33 protein-coding genes and 1 pseudogene are annotated in these 22363 nt (G+C 48.9%); 28 read left to right on the forward strand and 6 right to left on the reverse strand.

Annotated features, from left to right (window positions below; translation table 11 throughout):
• Window positions 1–83 precede the first annotated feature (83 nt).
• From BH712_RS24915 to BH712_RS15895, 3 genes are all read right to left on the reverse strand, one after another.
• Complete coding sequence (locus BH712_RS24915; protein WP_006811603.1) at window positions 84–245, reverse strand: YdaE family protein; 162 nt, start codon at window positions 243–245, stop codon at window positions 84–86.
• A gap of 11 nt (window positions 246–256) precedes the next feature.
• Complete coding sequence (locus tag BH712_RS15890) at window positions 257–463, reverse strand: phage encoded cell division inhibitor protein (RefSeq protein WP_032674134.1); 207 nt, start codon at window positions 461–463, stop codon at window positions 257–259.
• Between the two features lie 196 nt (window positions 464–659).
• On the reverse strand, window positions 660–1061 hold the full coding sequence (locus tag BH712_RS15895) for a helix-turn-helix domain-containing protein (RefSeq protein WP_006811601.1): 402 nt from the start codon (window positions 1059–1061) through the stop codon (window positions 660–662).
• A 111-nt stretch (window positions 1062–1172) separates the two neighbouring features.
• Here BH712_RS15895 and BH712_RS15900 point away from each other — a divergent pair, with 111 nt between their 5' ends.
• From BH712_RS15900 to BH712_RS25260, 10 genes are all read left to right on the forward strand, one after another.
• Entirely contained in the window at window positions 1173–1403 is a 231-nt protein-coding gene (locus BH712_RS15900) for a helix-turn-helix domain-containing protein (protein ID WP_006811600.1), read from the forward strand.
• Between the two features lie 2 nt (window positions 1404–1405).
• Window positions 1406–1948, forward strand: coding sequence for a toxin YdaT domain-containing protein (locus tag BH712_RS15905; RefSeq protein WP_006811599.1), 543 nt, complete (start codon window positions 1406–1408; stop codon window positions 1946–1948).
• A 15-nt stretch (window positions 1949–1963) separates the two neighbouring features.
• Entirely contained in the window at window positions 1964–2212 is a 249-nt protein-coding gene (locus BH712_RS24920; protein ID WP_006811598.1) for a hypothetical protein, read from the forward strand.
• A 117-nt stretch (window positions 2213–2329) separates the two neighbouring features.
• On the forward strand, window positions 2330–2479 hold the full coding sequence (locus BH712_RS15910; RefSeq protein WP_223832652.1) for a ClpX C4-type zinc finger protein: 150 nt from the start codon (window positions 2330–2332) through the stop codon (window positions 2477–2479).
• A 16-nt stretch (window positions 2480–2495) separates the two neighbouring features.
• Window positions 2496–3392 carry a hypothetical protein gene (locus tag BH712_RS15915; RefSeq protein WP_006811597.1) on the forward strand — a complete coding sequence of 299 codons (897 nt, stop codon included), beginning with the start codon at window positions 2496–2498 and terminating at the stop codon, window positions 3390–3392.
• Between the two features lie 2 nt (window positions 3393–3394).
• Entirely contained in the window at window positions 3395–4147 is a 753-nt protein-coding gene (locus BH712_RS15920; protein ID WP_006811596.1) for an ATP-binding protein, read from the forward strand.
• A gap of 16 nt (window positions 4148–4163) precedes the next feature.
• A complete protein-coding gene (locus tag BH712_RS15925) occupies window positions 4164–4850 on the forward strand; it encodes a DUF1627 domain-containing protein (protein WP_006811595.1) in 687 nt (228 codons plus the stop codon).
• A gap of 3 nt (window positions 4851–4853) precedes the next feature.
• Complete coding sequence (locus BH712_RS15930) at window positions 4854–5114, forward strand: DUF977 family protein (RefSeq protein ID WP_006811594.1); 261 nt, start codon at window positions 4854–4856, stop codon at window positions 5112–5114.
• A complete protein-coding gene (locus BH712_RS15935; RefSeq protein ID WP_006811593.1) occupies window positions 5111–5530 on the forward strand; it encodes a hypothetical protein in 420 nt (139 codons plus the stop codon). Before BH712_RS15930 ends, BH712_RS15935 begins: the two co-directional genes overlap by 4 nt.
• Window positions 5531–5849: 319 nt before the next feature.
• Window positions 5850–5975, forward strand: coding sequence for a hypothetical protein (locus BH712_RS25260; RefSeq protein WP_006811591.1), 126 nt, complete (start codon window positions 5850–5852; stop codon window positions 5973–5975).
• Window positions 5976–6107: 132 nt separating this feature from the next.
• Here the strand turns inward: BH712_RS25260 and BH712_RS15940 are convergent, their stop codons facing one another.
• The gene (locus BH712_RS15940) at window positions 6108–6488 is read right to left on the reverse strand and encodes a hypothetical protein (protein ID WP_006811590.1); all 381 of its coding nucleotides are present in this window, start codon (window positions 6486–6488) and stop codon (window positions 6108–6110) included.
• A 449-nt stretch (window positions 6489–6937) separates the two neighbouring features.
• On the opposite strand from BH712_RS15940, the gene BH712_RS15945 reads away from it, so the two are divergent.
• The 8 genes from BH712_RS15945 (at window position 6938) to BH712_RS15980 (ending at window position 10517) form a co-directional block, all read left to right on the forward strand.
• The gene (locus tag BH712_RS15945) at window positions 6938–7342 is read left to right on the forward strand and encodes a hypothetical protein (protein ID WP_006811589.1); all 405 of its coding nucleotides are present in this window, start codon (window positions 6938–6940) and stop codon (window positions 7340–7342) included.
• Between the two features lie 156 nt (window positions 7343–7498).
• Complete coding sequence (locus BH712_RS15950) at window positions 7499–7732, forward strand: DinI family protein (protein ID WP_006811588.1); 234 nt, start codon at window positions 7499–7501, stop codon at window positions 7730–7732.
• Between the two features lie 399 nt (window positions 7733–8131).
• Window positions 8132–8731 carry a DUF1367 family protein gene (locus tag BH712_RS15960; RefSeq protein ID WP_023314675.1) on the forward strand — a complete coding sequence of 200 codons (600 nt, stop codon included), beginning with the start codon at window positions 8132–8134 and terminating at the stop codon, window positions 8729–8731.
• Window positions 8731–8937, forward strand: coding sequence for a hypothetical protein (locus BH712_RS25180; protein ID WP_023314674.1), 207 nt, complete (start codon window positions 8731–8733; stop codon window positions 8935–8937). The genes BH712_RS15960 and BH712_RS25180 overlap by 1 nt, the downstream gene beginning before the upstream one ends.
• Before the next feature lie 2 nt (window positions 8938–8939).
• Window positions 8940–9221 carry a DUF1364 family protein gene (locus BH712_RS15970; protein WP_022651648.1) on the forward strand — a complete coding sequence of 94 codons (282 nt, stop codon included), beginning with the start codon at window positions 8940–8942 and terminating at the stop codon, window positions 9219–9221.
• Window positions 9218–9574: a RusA family crossover junction endodeoxyribonuclease gene (locus tag BH712_RS15975; protein ID WP_006811583.1), complete on the forward strand. Its 357-nt coding sequence runs from the start codon at window positions 9218–9220 to the stop codon at window positions 9572–9574. Before BH712_RS15970 ends, BH712_RS15975 begins: the two co-directional genes overlap by 4 nt.
• The gene (locus BH712_RS24675; protein WP_006811582.1) at window positions 9571–9708 is read left to right on the forward strand and encodes a YlcG family protein; all 138 of its coding nucleotides are present in this window, start codon (window positions 9571–9573) and stop codon (window positions 9706–9708) included. The genes BH712_RS15975 and BH712_RS24675 overlap by 4 nt, the downstream gene beginning before the upstream one ends.
• Complete coding sequence (locus BH712_RS15980; protein ID WP_006811581.1) at window positions 9705–10517, forward strand: antitermination protein; 813 nt, start codon at window positions 9705–9707, stop codon at window positions 10515–10517. The genes BH712_RS24675 and BH712_RS15980 overlap by 4 nt, the downstream gene beginning before the upstream one ends.
• A gap of 143 nt (window positions 10518–10660) precedes the next feature.
• Here BH712_RS15980 and BH712_RS15985 read toward each other — a convergent pair whose 3' ends face one another.
• Window positions 10661–11032, reverse strand: a complete 372-nt coding sequence (locus BH712_RS15985; protein ID WP_006811580.1) for a hypothetical protein — start codon at window positions 11030–11032, stop codon at window positions 10661–10663.
• 506 nt (window positions 11033–11538) lie between these two features.
• Between BH712_RS15985 and BH712_RS15990 the strand changes: the two genes are divergently transcribed.
• The 7 genes and pseudogenes from BH712_RS15990 to BH712_RS16040 all read left to right on the forward strand — a co-directional run bounded on the left by BH712_RS15990 (window position 11539) and on the right by BH712_RS16040 (window position 17590).
• The gene (locus tag BH712_RS15990) at window positions 11539–12510 is read left to right on the forward strand and encodes a P63C domain-containing protein (protein WP_006811579.1); all 972 of its coding nucleotides are present in this window, start codon (window positions 11539–11541) and stop codon (window positions 12508–12510) included.
• 178 nt (window positions 12511–12688) lie between these two features.
• Window positions 12689–13075, forward strand: a complete 387-nt coding sequence (locus BH712_RS15995; protein WP_006811578.1) for a phage holin family protein — start codon at window positions 12689–12691, stop codon at window positions 13073–13075.
• Window positions 13062–13343: a phage holin family protein gene (locus tag BH712_RS16000; RefSeq protein ID WP_022651286.1), complete on the forward strand. Its 282-nt coding sequence runs from the start codon at window positions 13062–13064 to the stop codon at window positions 13341–13343. Before BH712_RS15995 ends, BH712_RS16000 begins: the two co-directional genes overlap by 14 nt.
• Window positions 13343–13972, forward strand: coding sequence for a glycoside hydrolase family 19 protein (locus tag BH712_RS16005; RefSeq protein ID WP_023304238.1), 630 nt, complete (start codon window positions 13343–13345; stop codon window positions 13970–13972). Before BH712_RS16000 ends, BH712_RS16005 begins: the two co-directional genes overlap by 1 nt.
• A gap of 7 nt (window positions 13973–13979) precedes the next feature.
• Complete coding sequence (locus tag BH712_RS16010) at window positions 13980–14249, forward strand: hypothetical protein (RefSeq protein WP_023314673.1); 270 nt, start codon at window positions 13980–13982, stop codon at window positions 14247–14249.
• Window positions 14250–15979: 1730 nt separating this feature from the next.
• A pseudogene (locus BH712_RS25380) lies at window positions 15980–16345 on the forward strand (terminase small subunit); the annotation flags it as partial.
• Window positions 16346–16418: 73 nt separating this feature from the next.
• Window positions 16419–17590, forward strand: a protein-coding gene (locus BH712_RS16040) for an IS3-like element ISEc52 family transposase (RefSeq protein WP_139237273.1) whose coding sequence is annotated in 2 segments (ribosomal slippage) — window positions 16419–16673 and window positions 16676–17590 — 1170 coding nt in all. Because the reading frame shifts where the segments join, the coding sequence is not laid out codon by codon here.
• A 5-nt stretch (window positions 17591–17595) separates the two neighbouring features.
• Here the strand turns inward: BH712_RS16040 and BH712_RS16045 are convergent.
• Window positions 17596–18117, reverse strand: coding sequence for a phage tail fiber protein (locus BH712_RS16045; protein ID WP_032674004.1), 522 nt, complete (start codon window positions 18115–18117; stop codon window positions 17596–17598).
• Window positions 18118–18480: 363 nt separating this feature from the next.
• Between BH712_RS16045 and BH712_RS16050 the strand changes: the two genes are divergently transcribed.
• The 3 genes from BH712_RS16050 to BH712_RS24360 all read left to right on the forward strand — a co-directional run bounded on the left by BH712_RS16050 (window position 18481) and on the right by BH712_RS24360 (window position 22353).
• A complete protein-coding gene (locus BH712_RS16050) occupies window positions 18481–19029 on the forward strand; it encodes a recombinase family protein (protein ID WP_006811570.1) in 549 nt (182 codons plus the stop codon).
• 116 nt (window positions 19030–19145) lie between these two features.
• A complete protein-coding gene (locus BH712_RS24685; RefSeq protein WP_006811569.1) occupies window positions 19146–19568 on the forward strand; it encodes a hypothetical protein in 423 nt (140 codons plus the stop codon).
• A 769-nt stretch (window positions 19569–20337) separates the two neighbouring features.
• Window positions 20338–22353 carry a flagellin N-terminal helical domain-containing protein gene (locus BH712_RS24360; RefSeq protein WP_006811568.1) on the forward strand — a complete coding sequence of 672 codons (2016 nt, stop codon included), beginning with the start codon at window positions 20338–20340 and terminating at the stop codon, window positions 22351–22353.
• Window positions 22354–22363: the final 10 nt, after the last annotated feature.

Raw genomic sequence — 22363 nt, forward strand, 5'->3', positions numbered from 1 at the left:
GGTGTTTTTGGTTTGGTATAAATTCCGGTGTAACTTTGGTCGGTGTCACCGGACGTATAGGCCCGCTTCGGCGGGTTTTTACGTTATGCTTCGTGAGCCATCTGGTCGAACGAAGCGCAACGCACAGAACAGTAATCACGTTGTTCGCGTTTCAACTGCGAGCCGTGGATGAAGAGCAGTTTGTTTTTAACTTCCTTCCCTTGCTCGATCGGCTTGCGGCAGTACGCGCATTTCTTTTCCTGCATAACGCCCTCCGTTAATGGCTAAGGCCATTTCCAACGCCGTTTAAATAGACCTCAACCAGCAAATCTTTGGTGTAGGTGCGTTCGACGCCACGGTGAAGATACAGACGGCCTCGTGCATTAGCAGACGCGGTCCAGGTTGAATCTTTGTGTTTGACGAGCATGCCTGGCATAACTGCGCCGCGGTTGACCGTCTGGGTGCCATAGTGCTGATGAACCATGATGATTCCCTCTTGTTTGCCCTTGTCGCCAGGCTGGCGGAACATTTCTTAACCTGACAACGGTGCGCTTGTTGTCGATGAATTCAATGATGCAACATTAAGTTTCGCTTGTAAAGTGATGTGAAAGTATAAATTTCGTATCGAGGCAAAAAAAAGGCACCGTTCAGGTGCCATTCGATTTATCGTGATGAAAGATTTATTTGTGGTTGTTGTTTATCAGGTCGTAGACGTCGTTCTTGAGCAGCTCTAAATCATTCAAGACGCCTTTCGTATGAAGGATAAGACGTAGCTTCTCAGCTTCGGGAAGCTGATTGAAGAGAGAAAGCATCACTAATTCAGTTTCGTCCAGCTCCCTCTGAGAGCGTTCGGAGGAGTCAATTTCTTCTATGGGGAGAAAGAACCAGTGCTCGGGTTTACCCGTGGCAGCGGCTAACCGTTTTAGTCTTTCACCACTCGCAACGTTTTTCCCTTTGGCCCAATTTTGCACAGCCGTGTGAGAGAGCATGACTTTCTTGGCAAGATCGGATTTGTTCCAGCCGTTTTCTGTCATGACCTGTTGAATTCGCTTGGCAAACACTGGGTAGTTAATCTCATTCATACGCACATTTTACAACCTAAGGTTTCGCTCAGCACTAAAACAATATCTTTCGTTTGTTGAAACATAAACTTTCGTCATGTATGCTTCGATCCATCTACAAAAGGAGAGCACATGAACAAAGAAACTCAGCAAAAAATTAGTAACGCAGCTTCCCGGGCCTCTATTGGTAAGCATTTTGGTATCAGCGGTCAGGCTGTCGGGAAGTGGATTTATAAAAATGGAATTCCACAGAAACGCATCATCCCGTTATGCCAGCTCCTGGGCTGGGTGGTTACCCCTCATGAAATTGATCCCGAAGCATATCCAAATCCCACAGACGGGCTGCCAAAACAGGAGTCCTGAACATGCACGCCATTTCATATCAACAAAATACCGGATTAACTCCGGTTGCGATGATAAATCGCAATCAGCCAGGCGCGGCAGATAAGCACGAACAGATCCGCGATGCCGTTCGTGCCTGGGCCGCGTCACTGGATAACCAGGATGTCGTTGCCGGGATCATCGTTGAGGAGTGGGAACGACAGGGCGGCGCCGGGCTGGAATTTCCCGAAGACCTGAGCCGTAAGCGTCAGAAACTCTTCCGCTGGCTCGATGGTGATACGGAGTATGCGCGCAAAAACATCAGCCAGCTGTCGCCCGCGATCATCGCCGTTCTACCGCTTGAGTTCCGTGGCCGCCTGGTACCTCAGGACTGCTTTATGACGCGTTATGCAGCGATGGAGAAGGAGATCGGGGAAGCGAAACGCGCGGTGATTCTGAGGGCGCCGCAGCACCAGCTGGTGAAAGAGGTGAGGGAGGGCATTGAACACCTGCTGGCGCTTCTGCCTGGCGAGGCTGTTGTTCAGGTTCTGAGTGGTCTCGCAGTCATGGGCCCGGGCGTCATGTGAGGTGTGCAGTGAATCATGTCGAATTTATTGAAAAGCACGTTCGCGAAGAACTTATCCGGCAGGGCTTCACCGCAGCTGTCGCGCAGGGGGGGGGCATTCCAGGCCGTCGATATGTACAAGCGAATGTCTCAGGCAAGTCGTAAGGGGAGGATTTTCGATGATGTTTTGCGTCACGCGAAGTTATGGGCTGAAAAACAGACTGTGCCGGCAGACCGGTTTGAGTCGAAGCGCATCAAGCGCGGTAAGCAGCAGGGGCTGTTCTGAAAGAGGTGAAGGCCGGGCCGCGCCAACGGAACCGACCTTCGATGTAATTCAAGGCGAAATTACGAGGGGATTATGACAGAAAAAACAGCTAGTAAAAAAGAAATACGAGATTTTTACATGTGCTCATTCTGCGGAGTTAAAAGCACCGAGTTCAATGGCTCACTTATTGCTGGGCCTGGTGGATGCATCTGTCAGGACTGCGTTTTTTTGTGCGTCGAGGTGATCTTTAAGCACTCAGCAAAAACTGACGAACCGACAGCACTTTAAGCATTCAGAGGTTTTTATGCGTGATTACGGCAAGGTGCATACATCTTTTTGGATAAGCGATGGAATGCGGCGAGTTTCTGATGATGCTCGTCTGCTTGCGCTGTACCTGCTCACGGGACAACACACGAACATGATTGGGTGTTTCCGTCTGCCTGATGGATACGTTTCAGAAGACCTTAACTGGAGTTCCGAAAGGGTTTCGAAAGGGTTTGATGAACTATCCAAGAACGGTTTCGCAACGCGTGATATTACCACGAAATGGGTTCTGATCAGGAACTTCATGAGCTGGAACCCTGTTGAGAATCCCAATCAGGGTATAGCGGCCATGCGCTTATTTTCACAGGTGCCGGATAAGTCGTCCGTCAAGCCAGAGCTGGCGCGGATTATGAATGATGCGATAGCTCATTTCGGAGGCGCAAAACTAAAGGGTTCTGAAAGGGTTTTGGAACCGTTCCTTAACCAGGAACAGGAACAGGAACAGGAACAGGAACAGGAACAGGAAGAAGAAAACATTTTGGGGCATGGCTCCGCCACACCCCCAGGTAGTGATGACTCCTCCGATGGTGTGACCTCTCAGAAAAAAAATCCCTACCCTGACGACTTCGAACAGGCATGGGCGATTTATCCAAAGCGTTCAGGCGGCAACAGCAAGGCTGACGCCTGCAAAGCCTGGAAGGCCAGGGTTAAAACAGGTGCCACAGTTCAGGAGTTGCTTGACGGCACCCGGCGTTACGCTGAGTTCGTGAGGGCTACAGGGAAGCTGAATACGGAGTACGTGAAGCAGGCGGCAACGTTTTATGGCCCTTCGAAACACTATGAGGAAGCCTGGGAAGTGACGGCGCCATCAGGTATGCGCGATCTGAATGCCATTTCTCGTCCAGATAAATCCATCCCACCAGGGGTCAGGGGGTAGCGATGAAAAATATGATTGGTACTGGAAGCGCACTTGAGCGCCTGAAGAAAATTATCCCGGCCAGCGTTCAGCCAAAATTCACCAGCGTTGAAGAGTGGCAGGCGTGGCAGGAAACCGAAGGTCGTAAGCGGTCCGGAGAAATCGACAAGATGAACCAGCGCGCCCGCTCAGAAAAGATTTTTGGTCGTGCCGGCATCCAGGCACTGCATCGCAGTTGCTCGTTCGCCAATTACGAGGTGAAAGGGCCGGAGCAGCGCCAGGCATACAGCATGGCAAAAAGCTACGCGCAGAACTTCGGCGGCGGCAGCTTCGCAAGCTTTGTATTCAGTGGAGCGCCAGGAACCGGTAAGAACCACCTTGCCGCGGCAATTGGCAATCACCTGCTGGGTGCAGGCCACTCGGTTCTGGTAGTGACCATCCCCGACCTGATGCTCCGTGTTCGCGAGTGCTACGACGACGGGCAGTCCGAATCGTCCCTGCTAAACGACCTGTGTAACGTTGATCTCCTGGTGCTGGATGAGGTCGGTATTCAGCGCGGCTCCAGTGGCGAGAAGGTCATCATCAATCAAGTTATTGACCGTCGACTTTCCTCGATGCGTCCGGTCGGCATCCTGACCAATCTGAACCACGGCGAACTGGTGAACACCCTGGGCGCTCGCGTTATGGATCGTCTTCAGATGGATGGCGGTATCTGGGTGAATTTCGACTGGGAAAGTTATCGAAAAAACGTGTCGCATCTGCGTCCTGTTAAATAATTTCAGAGGAAAAACCATGGAAACCGTAATTCAAGCACTGGAAAAAATGGGCCGGGCGACATACCGCGAAGTTGCTGCACGTCTTGATATCGACCCGGTCGATGCGCTCACCATGTTACGTGAGCAGCGTGATCAGGGGTTATGCGATTTTGGAGACGGCGGCTGGTTCCTCGGTACCGTGAAAGGTCAGTCTCAGCAGTCAACGCCAAAGGCACCTGTTCATCCGGCGCCGCGTCTGAAAGGTGAGGAGCCGGAACCCGTTGATCCTGATGTCGTCCGACAGCAGCTGCGTGAGCAAGGGGCAATGACGACAGTTTCGCTGGCTGCGGCCGTCAATCGCAATGCCCGCGGAATGGTCTCTGTTCTTCGCGCGCTGGAGCGCCAGGGCGTTGTGGTGAAGAACGGGAAGGGCAAAGGCGTTACCTGGTCCCTTGCGGTTGTTACAGAACCCCTTAAGCAAGAACCGGTACCGGAGGCACCTGCCGCGCCGGAAGAAGCAAAACCAGTCGAACAGATCGTGAGTGAAATCCCCTCGTTCACCGAAGGGTGCGACGCAGTCGAAGCGGTACCAGCGGTGCGGGACATTTCTCGCGAAATCCGCCGCACCAGAAACAAGCTGGAGCAACTGACCAAACTGCGTGACGCGGTTCGTGTTATTGGTCGCCACAGAAATCTCGTGCAGCAGCTGACAGGGAGGGAATAACCGATGGCCAGAAAGAAAACCGACAGAGAACGCGCCCTGATCATCAACCGAATTATCGAACTGGTGAAGGAGCAGGGGCGCATCACCACGAATGACGTCGTTGCGATGTTCGGCCTTCACCGGACCACAGCGGATAAATATCTCCGCGTAGCGGTGGAGCAGGGTGGTCTAGTTCGCCACGGGCGCTGCGGTATCTTCCGTGACCTGCGGGCAACAATCGACTTTGACCTGAAACGTTTTTCACACAACAAGGCGGCGGCATGATTACCGAGAAAGACAACGTTTTTTATTGTGACTGCGGATTTTCTTTTGAGAGGGGGCGCAGCGGTGCGCATAGCTGTGAACTTGGTTTGCGTAAGAAACTTGCCGAGTCAGAAGCCAAGCTCGCTGCGCTGGCTGCGGAGAATGCGGGGCTGAAAAAAGTCCCGGCAACTGACAGCGAAACAATGCTGTTGGCTTTGGACGCATTCAACACGCGCGGCTCCATGAGGCCTGATGTGGGCTTACAGCAGGCGATAAATGTCGTAATGCAACGTAGAGAAACCCCGGCCACCGATACTTTCCTAGCTGAAGTTCGGGCGCAAGCAGTGGAGATGTTCGCCAAAGAGATGCATGCAGATATCAGCGGTGATGATGCCCGCGAGTTCGCCGCCCAACTTCGCAAAGGAGCAGCATCATGAGCAATACCCTAAAAGAATAGCTCCTGAAGACCATTTCGGAGCTTGAAGAAGAGCGCGATGCAACGCCTGGCATCGTAAACGAAGATGCGGGCGCTTGCTGTGATGAAGTTAGCGCTGGAATCGCTCGAAGCGGGGACTGCCATTCTTTGCTGGCGTCGTGTGACCGTTGAGCCATACGGCCCTTAACCTTGGCATAACGGTAATTTTATCGGCTTCTCAAAACCCGTTGAGGGCATTGAGGACGAGTATTTACTCCGCCCCGCCAGCGCAGGTATCTGTTCCTGGTGAGCTGACACGCGAAGAGTACAAGTGTAGGTTCATGGAAGAGGACAACTTTGATGTCACTTTTCGTTGCGGCTGGAATGCCTGCCGCGCCGCCAATCTTCAGGGTAGCCAACCTGTAAGTAATAGTGATGAGTTGCCGCCGCAACAGCAGGTTGAATGATGGCTAAATCCCCAGCAGAGCACAGAAGTAATTCTCTATGGCCGGAGCGTAAAGGGTTTTATCCAGAAATGGCGGAATCAGTATTTTTCTGATATGGATTATGAGCTATTGTTTTAACAATAGCCCCCTCCTTTAACGTTTTTGTGAGTTAGCAGCACCTCTAACGGCACACATAAAATCACCAATACCAGCGCCGACGCTGTTCCCTTCGGCAACATAATCACCTTTGAAAGCTAACTTCCCATCCATATAGAAGAGTTTTATCTCTCCATATCCACTATCGCAGTCGGCATCTTTAATACTAACTTTGTAATACTCTACTTTTTTATTTTTTGTTTGATACATGAACAAGGCAGATGAATCACCTTTAACATTCCTGTATGTCCCTGCTTTTGCTGAAAAAACGCCATCATCAGCTGTGGTAACCTCAACCCAGTTACTTGTAGTTTCAGCAAAAGCGACACTCGCAACAAACAGAGCAGAAAAGCCCAGCGATGCGGTTTTCTTATCCATAATTAATATTCCATTTTTAATGTTTTGTTTGATTCTATCTTCGTCTCAAAAACCGTTCAACAAAACACCGCTTACCAACTTAAATGGGCACGGAGAGCCATTCAACCCCGTAGCCTTAGCAACGCAACGTGCGCGAGAATGCTTCGCTCGTGATTCGCTGTAAGAGAAGTTTCATTAGTGACGCAAAGCAAACCCGCTTCGGCGGGTTTTTTCTTTCTCATTAATCCGTTGCGGCAATGCTGTGCCTCCGCCATTCGCTGAGGCGCTGGTGAGGGCGAATCTTCCTGATCTTTGTGTGCCAAGAGAGTTGGCGGCCTGATGACAAGCGATATCGTATTGTGGTTAATATTGCTATCCTATCTGAGGAAAATCCTAATTATTAGGCTTCAGCTTTTTCTCGACACTCTGCTGAGGAATAATCTTGTCAGAAATATATCAAAGGACTAATCGTGAAAAAATTCCTTCTTCTGGGCATGGTGCTTCCAGTGTTATCAGGTTGCGTGATTAAAGAACAAACAAGATATGTAGAATCTCCAGTTGCTACCAATCTCAACAATCCGGCTGGTGCTGCCACAAAAAAATGCAGCATCACGAATTATAAAGAAGCAAAACTTGATAGCCAGTCTCCATCAGGGACTGTGATTATTGATTACGGTAATCGTTTCGATATTATGTTTGAAAATTTTGGAAACGGTGAGGTTTTCCATAGTCCTATACTGAATATTGCGAAAGAAAATATGATTATTGGCTATTCAGGGAGCATGATGTATAGCAAGGGAATAGGAAAGATGGCTGGGTTTTACGGAACCTATAATACAGAGTCAAAGTTCAACACCATATTCCAGTGCTATTAAGCAACGTATGTAAAAGCAACAAATAACCTGCCTTATTCGGCAGGTTTTTTTATGTCTAAAAGTTTATGTTTTTAACATTTTGTGCTCTTAACAGGTTGATCATTCTGAGTTTGCGGGTTACTGTATAAAAACACAGTATGCGCAAAGGAGGCCACCATGAAAGTTGAGTTAACCATTGATCGCACAAAGAAACTTCCTGATGGAGCAATGCCAGCGCTGGAAAAAGAACTGCTAAAACGGCTCCGGAATCAGTTCGAGGATTGCAGTCTGGTTGTTCGTCGTGCTGGTTCGGATGGGTTAAGCGTTTATGGTGGGGCAAAGGAAGCGAAGAAGACGGTTGAAGGTATCCTTCAGGAAACCTGGGAAAGTGCAGACGACTGGTTCTATTAAGGGTGTACTCAGGGGTAGCGCGCATTTTCAGAATACCGCAATTTGCGAATCCCTTTGATGCTGCTGCCGACAATTTCTAATCGCGTCTGTATGTCGCTCAGGGGGATTCCGTGGAGGGTGTAGTTCAGTCAGATCTGCGAGTGACCATAACCGATGGGAAGGGAGTTGCTGTCCTTCAAGTTGGGGGCGGAAGAGCGCTATATAATTTCCACCAAAGATAGCTCCATAACTCACAGAAAACTAAGTAGGGATGATCGTTACTGGTCCAAAGAAACCATTATGGAAATTGTAAGGGAAATGGCTTCTAAAAATTGACTTGTCACTACGTACGCAATCATAATTCTTGAGCTGGCCTGAACAACCAGCAACCTGACCGCGATGCGCCACGGAGTGAACACCATGGCGCAGTTACAACTCATTAAGCAGTCCTCAGGGATCCTGATCCCGGCTACGCCGGAGACCAGCGATTTGCTGCAATCAAAAATCAAGCTCGGCGCCGTGCTGGTGGCCGACTTCAAACAGGTACGCAATCCTGCGTTTCATCGCCGCTTCTTCGCTCTGCTGAATCTGGGCTTCGAATACTGGGAGCCTACCGGCGGCGCAATCTCCTCCAACGAGCGCAAGCTGGTTACCGGCTACGCTAAATTCCTGGCTTCCTATGGCGGAAACGAAAGCGCACTGCTCGATGCCGCTGAGCACTATCTTGTGCAGGTTGCGAGCCGCCGCGTAACAAACGGGATCAGCCTCTGTAAATCTTTCGATGCATACCGCGCCTGGGTGACTATTCAGGCCGGGCATTACGACGCTATCAAACTTCCGGATGGCACACTTCAGAAGCACCCACGCAGTATTTCATTCGCCAACATGGACGAAATTGAGTTCCAGCAGCTGTACAAGGCCGCGCTCGATGTCCTCTGGCGTTGGATATTGTCAAAAGCGTTCAGAGACCAGGGCGAGGCGGAGAACGCCGCTGCGCAGCTCATGAGCTTCGCGGGGTGATGGGGATGAAGCATACCTGGTTTCATCATACCGATTGCACAACCCAGCAAGCCGAAGAACTCATGGCGGAATACCGGCGCCGCGGCGTAAAGGTAGAGCGCAGCCTGAACTCCGATTACATCACCTGGACCGTCAGCGCCCGGCTGCCTGAAGGCAATAAACCACCGCGTATAAATCGCCGGTGGCAAAACCGGATATGGGGGTGAGCATGGCTATTTATCGCAGCAAAAAATGGCTTGCCGCCGTTGGGCAGATCGAGCGTTGTGTTCTTTGTGGAGCATGGGGAACGCAGGTGGCACACCGGAACGAAGGGAAAGGCATGGGATTAAAAACCGATGACTGTGCGACAGCTGCGCTCTGCGTTTGCTGTCATGACAGCATTGATAACGGAAATAAGCTGAACAGGGAAGAGCGCCGGCAGCTTATGGACCGCGCGATTGTTCTGACAGTGATTGAAGTTGCCCGCCGCGGGCTGGTGGTGCCCGCATGAAAATTTACGAAATTACGCCGATTGGCAAACCACGAATGACCCAGCGAGACCGATGGCATAAACGCCCGGCAACGGCTGCTTACTGGGCATACAAAGAGCAGGTCCGGCTGCTGGGCATTAAATTGCCTGAAGCCGGATATCACGTCACTTTCGTTATCCCCATGCCAAAGAGCTGGAGCAAGGCAAAGCGGGAGCAATATGTCGGCCAGCCTCATCAACAAAAGCCGGACAAAGACAACTTGGAAAAAGCTTTGCTGGATGCAGTGTTTGACGAGGATAGCCATGTCTGGGACGGGCGGGTTACCAAAATCTGGGGAGAAACCGGGCAAATTATCATCGGGGAGGCCACATGAAGCCAGAAACGCTTGAGGTACTACGCGCGCGCTGGCAGCGCCTTCGCATTTACCGCTACCGGGGATCGGTGCTGGTGGATTACCGCATCTTCCGTAATTACATCAGAATTGAATCAAAGCAGAGGGGCACATGAAACTGGAAGCAGCACTTAAACATTTTAGTCCTCAGGGAATGCATATCAGCGAAGATGTAAAGGGAACCTCTCCGGATCGTCTCACCGGCACTGATGTTATGGCGGCCATTGGCACCACCAGCAGCCGTGCGCGCTTCGGCCTGGCTGCTTTCTTCGGCAAAGCCGGCATTAGCAAAACAGATGAACAACTCGCAGTTCAGGCGCTGGCGCAGTTTGCCATTAAAAACGCCCCTAAAAATGTCCGCAAAGCCGCTGGCGATAAGCTCGGAGCCTGCATGTTGACGCTGGCGCAGTTTGCTTTCGCGGAGTATTCCTGTTCGGCGGCTACCAGCGTGATGTGTCACAGCTGTTGTGGTACCGGCCGGACCACTAAAGAGCAGGTCACCCGCAAGGTTTCGTACCCTTGGGGTAAAGCGCCATACTGGGCCAGCCGCTCCCGTGCCGTTCGTCCGTCTGACTGGGAGCTGTGGACAGAGGTAACAGAGGTTGTACCGGCGGTCTGTGATGTTTGCGAAGGCAAGGGAACGATAAGCGCCCGTTGTCGTTGCGGCGGCATAGGTGAAGTGGTGGACCGTAAAGCAACGAAGGAACGTGGCGTACCAGTTTTCAAAACGTGTGAACGTTGCTCTGGTATTGGCTTCTCTGCTATCTCCTCGGCGACGGTATATCGCGTCATTCTGAAGCGACTCCCTGACCTTCATCAGTCATCATGGTCGCGTAACTGGAAACCACTCTTTGAAATGCTTGTGGACACGCTGCGCAAGTGGGAATGTCAAGCGGCTGTCGAATTCGAGAAGGCAACAACTTAATAATATGATCGAAGCAAATGACGACGCATTTTTGCATGTTAGGGTTGACTTTGCATAAAAATGTCCTGTATGATTTCCACAGTTGATTATTGCGACCAAATGAAATTAAACCCGCTTTAGTGCGGGTTTTTGTAGCTAATTCATTAATTTCCACAGACAAGATCAGCTATGTAAGCGGCTGCACTTGAGCCACCTTTAACATAATCATATTTTCCAGCAACTTTTCCGCTCATTTCATACATTGTTATTTCACCAAACTCATTTTTGCATGCTTTAGAAGGAATGGTGAAATGAGAGTAGAGAATTTTCGCACTGGAGTTCTTGGAAATTGGAACTTCTTGTATGATTATTGACCGAATACCTTTGTTTTCAGTCAATGAACGTTCCTTACCATAGAAGTTGAAATTGTTTGTATTTGTCAGAAAGATCCAGCCGTCAATTTTGTCAGCTGTGTATGCAGGAAGAGAAGAAATAGCTAATAAAAATGCTCCTGCTAACTTCAATTTTTTATGCATTAATGGTTTTCCTCGTTATCCATTTTTGACTGGTACGCTTAAAGATGACACATCATCATTTGGTGATCAGGTTATCGGCACCATTCGCAAGCTATTTAATTAAAATTTCTGGTCGTGATCCGGCGTGCCTTTGCCATATCCGCGTCATGAGTTACACGATGGGTCACAGAACCTTCCGAGTGTGAGCCATAGGAATATGGCAAAGCGATTTTTTACCGCGATGCTATAGTTAAAGTGGCATTCGATAATGCTCTCGATACTGAAAATACTGGGTGGGGAGACACCCGCTTCGCAGAGACAACTGCATGACCCATGACCAGCAACCCAATGCTGGTCTTTTTTTTCCACTGGTCAGTGCACGGAGCTTCTACCTCTGTGGTTCAAGGTTCGAATCCTCGATGGTGGACCATTAAGCACTACAACATTCGTTTACTGAAGGCTACCATCCGTCGGCCTTTTATATGCTCTTGACTATGCAAGCATGTTTTACAGAAAGGTGCTTGCATATGTCAGGCGACAAGAAAGATCCAAAGGGTAAAGCTAAGGGCGGGGTTGCCAGGGCGAAGTCTCTTACTAAAGAGCAGCGTTCTGACATTGCCAAAAAGGCTGCTGCTGCAAGGTGGAGGGATAAAATTCACAAAGCCACCCATATGGGTAATTTCAAAGATGAATTTGGAATAGATGCTGAGTGTTATGTCTTAAGTGATGAATCGAAAACCGCAGTAGTTACTAAGGCTGGACTTGCTCGACTTTTAGGTATCGGCAACTTCGCAAGGGATGTCGATAAACTACTAAGCGCTGGTTACATGAAGGAGTTTGGTGGTCCAAGTTTAAAAGCGAAAATTGAAAATCCTATTAATTTTCAATATAGTGGGCAGTCCAAAAACATCAATAACGCTCATGGGTTTGATATTGATGTGATCGTTGATATCGGAAAGGCGCTGATAGATGCAAAAAGTGCCGATGCTCTGCCACCGTCTAGAATCCCTGCTGCCGATACAGCTCAAAAACTAATAAATGCTTCCGCTAAATCAGGTATAAAAGGCGTAGCCTATGCATTGGCCGGTTATCGACCTGAAGTTCAAGAGGTAATCGATGCTTTTAAGGCATTTGTACGAGAGGAAGCCCGCCAATATGAGAAAGAGTTTCCCGACGAGTTGTATGAGGAATGGTATCGGTTATATGGACTTAATCGTCCGGAAAAAGGCAGGCCGATCCGCTTTGGACAGTTGACTAATATGCAAATTTACGTCCCACTGGCTAAGAGTAAGGGGAAGATATTAGAGCAAATTCGCGCCAGTAGGGATGAGAATGGAAAGCAATCAGATAAGTTACACCTCTTCCTTTCTGAAATTGGCGTCAAGGCCTTACGACAACACATCGGCAAACTTCTTGGCGTTGCAGCAATGAGCGACAACAAAGAGGAGTATGAGGCCGGCATTGAAAAAGTTTTTGGCCGTATCAAGCCAGAATTATAAACTTTCTGCCCGGCCACCGCGCCGGGTTTTTATTGTCTAAAGTCTTTCCCAATACTGCCGATAATCTTCGTTCTGAAATTGAAAAAAATAAATATCTGCATTCGTTGCCCGCTCCCGTGCGGGCTTTTTTTATTCCCCTCATTACTGAGAGGATACACAGCTATATGAGGGGAGACCTATGTCCGATCCATTTTCCGGCACAGGGCTGGCCGGTTTAGCTTTGACTGGAGCCAGTGTTTACGGTCTATTGACCGGAACTGATTACGGTGTTGTTTTTGGAGCATTTGCAGGCGCAGTATTCTACATAGCGACAGCGGCTGACCTGAGTGTGTTACGTCGCCTGGCATACTTCTTCGTGTCGTATATCGTCGGCATTCTTTGTTCGGGGTTGTTGGGGGCAAAACTCACATCCTGGACGGGGTACACCGAGAAGCCTCTGGATGCTATTGGTGCCGTAATAGCTTCTGCGTTAGCCGTTCAAATCCTTACGTTCCTGAACAAGCAGGACATCGGCTCGCTGGTGGCGCTGATAACGCGCCGGGGAGGTTCAGGTGGTACTAAATGACCCAACAGCAACTATCAACGCGCTGCTCTGCGCCGGAGTTGTAATTACTCTGATGTTTTACCGCCGTGGTGATTCGCGGCATCGGCCATGGATTTCGCGTTTAGCCTGGCTGATTACCGTCACTTACAGCGCTGTACCGCTGGCGTACCTGTGTGGGATCTACCCGCATTCATCATGGGCCACCATTGCGGCCAATATCATATTCCTTTCCGTGCTGGTGGCCGTCAAAGGCAACGTTGCACGTCTGGTTGATCATCTGAGGCACTAATGAACCAATCACAATTTCAGAAGGCGGCTGGTATCAGCGCCGGATTAGCTGCGCGCTGGTTTCCGCATATCGACGCCGCCATGAAGGAATACGGCATCACCGCACCGCTTGATCAGGCCATGTTTATTGCCCAGATGGGGCATGAAAGCACCAGATTTACCCGACTGGTGGAGAACCTGAATTACGCGGTTGAAAACCTGGTACCGACGTTCGGCAGCCACCGCATCACTCAACAGCAATCCGCCGCACTTGGCAGAACGGCAACGCAACCGGCAAACCAGAAAGCGATCGCCAATCTGGTATACGGTGGTGAGTGGGGAAAAGAACACCTTGGCAATCAGGTCGCTGGTGATGGCTGGAAATATCGCGGTCGTGGGCTGAAACAGATTACCGGCCTGAGCAACTATCGCAGTTGTGGCCAGGCGTTGAAACTGGACCTTGTTACTCATCCGGAGCTGCTTGAAAAGGATGAATACGCCGCGCGCTCTGCCGCATGGTTCTATGCCTCCCGCGGTTGCCTTCTTCATTCCGGCGACATTGAGCGCGTGACACTGTTAATCAATGGCGGCCGCAACGGGCTGGATAAACGCCGTGCGCTGTTTAATCTGGCGAAATCAGTTTTGGTGTGAGGTGAGAGTGGGTATCGAAACGATAATCGGGCTGGCCGCACTGGTGATTTCCGCCATTGCAGGCGCTTTTGGCCTGGGCCATATTCGCGGCACCAGCAAAGCTGAAGCGAAAGCCGACCAGCAGCGCACCAAAGATAACGCAGCGGCAACGGTCGCAGCAGCCGAACGCCGGGTAGAAGCAACGAAAGAGGCCAGCAATGTACAGCAGACTGTTAACCATATGTCTGACGACGATGTTGATCGCGAGCTGCGGGACAACTGGACCCGTAAGGGTTGAGGTAGCCGATACGTCTTGCGACTGGGTTAAACCCATCTACTGCACAGCAGCGCACGACTGGGATGTACTGGACAGGCAGACGAAGCGCGACATCCTGGCGCATAACAAAGCGTGGCAGGCGAACTGCAAGTAGGCCTTAATTGAAAGATAACTAAATAAATTTTCCAAATGGTCGTTATATAGAGAGTGTGTTTAATTAAGGGGGCAAACAATGCCTTTTCTCATGGTGTTCTTTGTTGTCATTATGGTGTTACTCCTCTGGAAGGCAGGAATACCCCAGGCTATCATTATGTTAATCATACCCATCATGTTTAGTACTTTGGGAGGTATGGTTGCCGCCGTGGGAGTAAGCGCGTTCGCTACACCTATTGTTGGAGTGCCTGTTGGAATCGTTGTATTTTTAATGTTGATGGGTAAGTTTTTATCCAGAAGGTAACCTAAATCCAATACTGAGGACAGGCATGTCACATGAATAGCTATGGCTTTCTTATGCGCATTCTTCATCTATTACAAAGCTCATCTGCTGGTTGCTAATGATGATAAAATGCAGAGTCCCATGGATTTGGGTAGGAAAAGCCTGGATATAATAAAAGACCGTGAGATGCAGTATGAAAATCTTAGGATTGGATGAGTACAGAACCCTTCGTGAGGGAGGGACAATGAAGTATTTTGAACTGGAACGCATGCCTAACAGCACTTGGGTTGCCATTTTCGAAAGTTTGTTTGCCGAAAAGGATGAAAAGGCGTGGGTAGAGGGTTACTGCATTGTGACGAACTGCTCAAACAGTGAAGTATCCACCCGGTTCATATACTTGAAAGAAAAGTGCGAAGAAGCGAACTCTATATACAGGGTTAAGCATTCTGCACTATAACTAATTAAATAAACTTAAACTCCTGGTGATTTGTTTGCTGCCATTTTCACTTCTTTCAGAATTGAATTCAGGTGTATGAGTTAAAAAAAGACTTTGGATATTAAAGGTAACGTAAATCACAGGCAAAAGATTCGTCAATGTGATTGAGTGTTCATGGACTAAACTTCTCTTGTAAGGATTATGTGTAGAAGGAGATTTTATGCACAGCTATTGAATTCTTAGGCTGATGATGAGCCTGCTAAGACTTTGCTGAAAATTCGAAAGTTATCGGAGCAAGATTCTTTATCTGTATGCTAATGATGAGGTGAGGTGTTTGATGTGGATAATTTTTTTTCAACTTTTCTGAAAGGCGAAATGGAGCCATATTGGTGGCAGCCGACAGATACGTGAGCAGGAAAACGAAATTATCGAGGCTTAATGATGCTCTGATTGTTGAAAGCAGCGAGACTGGCGCGTAGCAGTAGGATGGGTCATGCTTGGTTCTATACGTCAGTGAAGAGGCTGATACAGGAGTTCATATCGGTGCAGACAGAAGCGTGATGCTACTTTAATCCAGCGGTGAGCGCTTAATATTGTCTGTCCAACGGTTCGAAAGCCATTTCTGATTACCACATTCAGGCACTGGGTCACTCGCTGGTGCTTTTTTATTGAGTGAATAATGGCAAACGCGACTGGAGAGCTTCAGCACGTTCCTAGTCCGAACATGGCGCAACGCGTATACATATTGTTTGTCCCAACGGTTCGAACCCATTTCTGATTACCACATTCAAGCCACTGCGCACTGCGCTGAAGTGCGCTTTTTATTGCGCAGATGAATAATGCGCAAAACCGGACTGGGGAGAGCTTCAGCAACGGTTCCTGTCCGAACATGCCGCAACCTGTGCGTATCACCTAAAGGAATGGTGTGAAGCGCAGGGACTGAAGCTACGCTACCGCCCGTCGATATATCAGCAAAAAACTTCTGCTGCAAAATATCACTGCGCAGAAAAATCAGTGCGCATTGCGCAGAAAGAACAAAGCGCAAATGAGCTGATGGATGATGATGGACTTACTGCTCAGCAACGCTTATTTGTTGCGGAATACCTGAAAGGATGGTGATACGCTCACACAAGCAGCTATCAGGGCGGGTATACAGCAAAAAATCCGCTGAACAAATTGGTTATCAACTCCTTCAGAAAACTGTCAGTTGCCCAGGCTATTGCACAACAACAGAAAGGCTCCATTGAAGTGCGTTTACTGAATGTTGGCCACCTGAACAGAGGTGATATGCTCACCTCAGAACAACACAGGTGTCATAATGAAAAAAAGAAATTTCAGCGCAGAGTTTAAACGCGAATCCGCTCAACTGGTCGTTGACCAGAACTACACCGTGGCAGATGCAGCCAGCGCTATGGATGTCGGCCTTTCCACAATGACGCGATGGGTGAAACAATTACGTGATGAACGGCAGGGCAAAACACCAAAAGCCTCCCCCATTACCCCGGAACAAATTGAAATCCGTGAGCTCAGGAAAAAGCTACAACGTATTGAAATGGAAAATGAAATATTAAAAGCAACGGCTACCGCGCTCTTGATGTCAGACTCCCTGAACAGTTCTCGATAATCGGGAAACTCAGGGCGCGTTATCCTGTGGCCACTCTCTGCCATGTGTTCGGGGTTCATCGCAGCAGCTACAAATACTGGAAAAACCGTCCTGAAAAGCCAGACGGCAGACGGGCTGTATTACGCAGTCAGGTACTTGAACTGCATGGCATCAGCCACGGCTCTGCCGGAGCAAGAAGCATCGCCACAATGGCAACCCAGAGAGGTTACCAAATGGGGCGCTGGCTTGCTGGCAGACTCATGAAAGAGCTGGGGCTGGTCAGTTGCCAGCAGCCGACTCACCGGTATAAGCGTGGCGGTCATGAGCACGTTGCTATCCCGAATCATCTTGAGCGACAGTTCGCCGTAACGGAACCAAATCAGGTGTGGTGCGGTGATGTGACCTATATCTGGACGGGTAAGCGCTGGGCGTACCTCGCCGTTGTTCTCGACCTGTTCGCAAGAAAGCCAGTGGGCTGGGCCATGTCGTTCTCGCCGGACAGCAGGCTCACCATGAAAGCACTGGAAATGGCATGGGAAACCCGTGGTAAGCCCGTCGGGGTGATGTTCCACAGCGATCAAGGCAGCCATTATACGAGCAGGCAGTTCCGGCAGTTACTGTGGCGATACCGGATCAGGCAGAGTATGAGTCGGCGTGGAAACTGCTGGGATAACAGCCCAATGGAGCGCTTCTTCAGGAGTCTGAAGAACGAATGGGTGCCGGCGACGGGCTATGTAAGCTTCAGCGATGCAGCTCACGCAATAACGGACTATATCGTTGGATATTACAGCGCACTAAGACCGCACGAATATAATGGTGGGTTAACGCCAAACGAATCAGAAAACCGATACTGGAAAAACTCTAACGCGGTGGCCAGTTTTTGTTGACCACTTCACTGATTCATCCGCTGATTAAAGGCAGAATCATCAGGCATATCCAGGCGAACATCGATCCAGCTGTTCACCGGCACGTCCATCGGTTCCCCTTTTGTTTTGACGATCTCCCCTTCATCGCTCAGCATGTATTTTCGCTTAAACAGGCGGATAGTCAGCCCACCGCTTTCTGCCTGCTCTGCTTCAACAATCCCAAGCTCTCCCATGCCGCCTGGGTCCATTGGCGGCAGTAACTGCCAGCCTTCTGATGCCAGGCCATCCGAACCGGTAAGAATATATACCCCAACATCCAGCCGAGAGATTTTGATCCCTTCAGCCTCGGCGTTCGCCGTACCGCAGCCGCACCAGGTGAAGCCTACTTCGTCAACATCGGTACGCTGGTTCTCGTTCTGAGATTTCACGATTCTGGCCACCGGCGAAGCTGCCTTAAGCGTGCCATCTGATGCCGTAGTGGTGTTCGCCGAGGAATAATAGACGGCCCACGGTGACCAGTTATTAAGATATCTTCGACGTGATGCCATTCGATTATCAACTGTTAGCTGTATTTGCGATACATAACCTGTGCCATCACCTCCCCCCGCACGTACGCCAGTTATCATGGTGGAATAGGGGTCATAATAATTAGAACCGCTGGCACCAGGGCCAGAACTAAAACACGAGAAAGTTACGTCATTTGCATTTAAAGTGGCGTCAGACGCATTCAGATTTGTTCTGCCTAATCCAAAGTCACCAACTTTCAGAACCCGACCTAGAGTCATATCAGTTGATGATGTGGTTAGTGCGGCTGTTGCGGCACTTCCCAAACCGACGTTTTATAGATTGCCCTGCGGCATCCATGCCGATAACTTCACCTGATTTTTTGCAGAAAATATTGGGTGAAAAACATGCTAATTGGCTACGTAAGGGTGTCAACAAATGACCAAAACACAGATCTTCAGCGACAAGCTCTCGAACGCGCAGGATGTGAACAGGTTTTTGAGGAAAAAATGAGCGGGACGGTAGCGAACCGGCCAGCGCTTAAAAAGCTTCTTCGAACGCTGAGTGAGGGCGATACGCTGGTAGTGTGGAAGCTGGATCGCCTCGGGCGAAGCATGCGAAATCTGGTACTGCTGGTCGACGAACTCCGGCAGCGCGGCATCCACTTCAAAAGCCTTACGGACAGCATCGACACTTCCAGCCCAATGGGGCGTTTCATATTCCACATCATGTCAGCCCTGGCCGAGATGGAGAGGGAGTTAATCGTGGAACGCACCCGGGCAGGACTGGCGGCAGCCCGGGAGAAAGGGCGCATAGGCGGCAGAAGGCCGAAGTTAACCCCTGAGCAATGGGCGCAGGCTGGCAGGCTGATCGCAAACGGAATGGACAGAAAGCAGGTGGCGATTATTTACGACGTTGCGGTGTGCACCTTGTATAAAAAATTTCCGGCGCGGTAGGGGTAGAGGAAAAAAATATTGAACATTTAATCCAATTTTCGTAATAAAGTATTGAAATGATGTAATAAAGTTGTTGAAATTTTGGTAAGCGGTTGGGTTGAGCATTGGGGGTATTCATGGCAAAAACAGATTCTATTACACCTGAAGAGTTTAGGGCTATTCACTTTGAATTGTCTAAAATCTCATCAACTTGGGCAGACTTATGGCTAACATTGTTTTCTCTCCGTGCTGAAGGCAGCAGGGTGATTACTATTAGATATTCCGATATCGAAGATGACATGCTGCACTTGGCTGGAACTCCAAAATTTGAGCCACGAACAATTAGATTAAATTTATTGCTTTCTAAGTTAATTGCGTACAGAAAGGATTGCAATCCTTCTGATATTTATGTTTTCCAGAGTAGATCAAATCGAGTTAAAGGGTTAGCTAGGCCTGTGACTGTAATAGCAATGAATAATGCCTTAAAACAAGCATCCAAATATGTAACAAGGAAAAACATCACCATGAAAAGTGCTTTAAGGGTAATCGGAAGGAACTAGTTGGACGAGGGTTCATACACTAAATACCCACCTGTTTATGGAAAGTTAGGACGATGGTCAATGATCACGTCCTTTATCAAGTCATTATTCTCCCTGATGATTTTCGATTTACTACTCGATTGGATGTAAGATATGTACATGCATGAATCTTAGGAGGGATTTCGAGTAAGTAAAATGAGATCCTGATCAGAATAAATCAAACCTGGCATTGAGTAGAGTAAATAATAAAGCTGCGCATGCAAGATTTAATAGTATAACAAAACGGGCAGAAACATTCACTGAACAAATCTCCTGATCATGTATTAGACAGAGAATGACTGTAATGTAAAACCATCTTACATACACCTACTAAAAAAGACAGATAAAACAAGGTGCCATCCGATGAGATAGCTAAGCATTTGCGCCTTGGATAGGTCTTACCATCGGAACATCGGGTTATGCTCGCTTGTTGAGTGCTGAGAAATGAAGAGATTAGAGGTTTATAAGAGGTAGCCAGTTTGTCAAACGAGATAGTTTATTTATGATGCTCAACATATTGAATTGTTTAGCTTTATCATGGTGGTTTAGGGGGCGTTAAAACGAACTTATCACATTGTATTAAAAGTAAACAACTATCTTTCGTTTGATGCCTGAAAGCAGATGGGGATGGTTTTTCACTTTTTCTTCTAAAGGTCCAGAGTACGTTGCCGATAGTGAACATAGCGGCGCAGGAGCCAAATGGTGGAAGCCGTAAACTTAATTTAAGTTCAGTCAAATAGGAATTACTATCATGGCACAAGTCATCAATACCAACAGCCTCTCGTTGCTCACTCAGAACAACATCAACAAAAACCAGTCTTCAATGTCTACTGCCATTGAGCGTCTGTCTTCCGGTCTGCGTATCAACAGCGCAAAAGATGATGCTGCTGGCCAGGCGATTGCCAACCGCTTCACCTCTAACATCAAAGGTCTGACTCAGGCTGCGCGTAACGCCAACGACGGTATCTCCGTTGCACAGACCACTGAAGGCGCATTGTCTGAAATCAACAACAACTTACAGCGTATCCGTGAGCTGACTGTTCAGTCTTCTACTGGTACTAACTCTGAATCCGATCTGAACTCAATCCAGGACGAAATCAAATCCCGTCTGGACGAAATTGACCGCGTATCCGGCCAGACCCAGTTCAACGGCGTGAACGTGCTGGCAAAAGACGGTTCCATGAAAATTCAGGTTGGTGCGAACGATGGTGAAACCATCACAATTGACCTGAAAAAAATTGATTCCTCTACTTTAAACCTGACTGGATTTAACGTTAACGGTAAAGGTGAAGTAGCGAATACCAAAGCAACAGCTGACGATCTGAAATTAGCTGGTTTTACTAAAGGCACTACAGATGCGAATGGTGTGACTGATTATAAGAACACCATTGCTAACAGTAAGGCATCAGCTTCTGATTTATTAGCAAATATCTCAGATAAATCCGTTATCACTGGCGGCGGCGCAAATGCGTTCGGTGTGGCTGCAACCGCAGGTTACAAATATGACGCGGCAAGCAAATCATACAGCTTCGATGCGACAGGCGCAGATTCAGCAAAGACACTAAGCATTATTAACCCAAATACAGGGGATTCTTCTCAGGCAACGGTTACGATCGGTGAAAAAGATCAGAAAGTTAACATCTCCCAGGATGGTAAAATCACTGCGGCAGATGATAACGCGACGCTGTATTTAGATAAGCAAGGTAACCTGACGAAAACCAATGCGGGTGGCGTTGCTGTTGCAACTTGGGACGGATTAATTTCAAACAGCGACTCGACTGGCGCAGTTCCTGTTGGTGTTAAGACTAAAATCACTCTTACGTCCGGTGCTGCTTCCGGGATGTCTGTGAGTTCAGAAGGTGCCGGCATTCAGACTTCAACAAATGCCCAGATTCTGGCGGATGGCGCATTTGCTGCCAAAGTGAGCATCGACGGTGGCGCGGCAACCGATATTATGGTTGCTAATAATGGTAATATCACTGCGGCTGACGGTAGTGCGCTTTATCTTGATTCATCAACTGGTGGCTTCACTGCTACTGCAGCGGGGAATACAGCTGCAACATTAGACGCATTAATTGCTAATGGTAAAACAGCGACTATGACCGTCGCATCAGGTACCAGTCAGAACACTGTTTATAGCACTACTGGCAGCGCTGACTTCACCAGCCTGGCTAAAGTTGACACTGTTAATATCACCAATGCACATGTAAGTGCTGAAGGCATGGCCAACCTGACTAAAGGTGCAAACTTCACCCTTGATCTGGGTGGTACAGGTACAGCCACTCACACCGTTACCGCAGCAGGTGTTGTTAAAGATGCTGCCAATGACGATGTTTATGTTGACGACGGTGCGCTTTCCAGCGAGCCGACAAAAGATGTGACCTACTTTGAACAGAAGAACGGTGCTATCACCAACAGCACTGGCGGTACCATTTATGAAACTGCTGATGGTAAGTTGACCACCGAAGCTACCACCGCTTCCACCTCTACTGCCGATCCACTGAAAGCGCTGGACGATGCAATCAGCCAGATCGACAAATTCCGTTCTTCCCTGGGTGCTGTACAAAACCGTCTGGTTTCTGCAGTAACCAACCTGAACAACACCACTACCAACCTGTCTGAAGCGCAGTCCCGTATTCAGGATGCGGACTATGCGACCGAAGTGTCCAACATGTCCAAAGCGCAGATCATCCAGCAGGCTGGTAACTCCGTGCTGTCCAAAGCTAACCAGGTTCCTCAGCAGGTTCTGTCTCTGCTGCAAGGCTAATTTCAAATTA

It is taken from the genome of Enterobacter hormaechei ATCC 49162 (assembly GCF_001875655.1).
In the GTDB taxonomy this organism is placed as follows: domain Bacteria; phylum Pseudomonadota; class Gammaproteobacteria; order Enterobacterales; family Enterobacteriaceae; genus Enterobacter; species Enterobacter hormaechei.